At 54.3% G+C, this 258-nt stretch carries 1 pseudogene; it reads left to right on the top strand.

The features are described 5' to 3' along the window. A pseudogene (locus O2S87_RS19110) lies at window positions 1-258 on the top strand (RNA-guided endonuclease TnpB family protein); the annotation flags it as partial.

Below are 258 nucleotides of genomic sequence, written 5' to 3'. Positions count from 1 at the left end.
CCTCATCGAGTCAGCCTTGACTGAAGATGAGTGGTCGTTGGGACAGGCCGAACTTCTGTACCGAGATGGCGTGTACTACCTACACGTCACGGTCAAAACAGAAGTTGAAGTGCCTGAACCGGAAGACGCCACCACACTCGTTGGCGTCGATATTAACGAGCGCAACATCTCTCTCACCGCTCTTAATCGTGAGACGATGGACACGCTCGGAACACTCGTGCTTGACTACGGCTCGGTGAAAGCCGAACGCCAACGCTA

The sequence above is a fragment of the Halohasta sp. A2 genome (assembly GCF_056175805.1).
The sequence above is the reverse complement of the archived record's forward strand: the minus strand, read 5'-3'. Positions and strand labels throughout refer to the sequence as shown.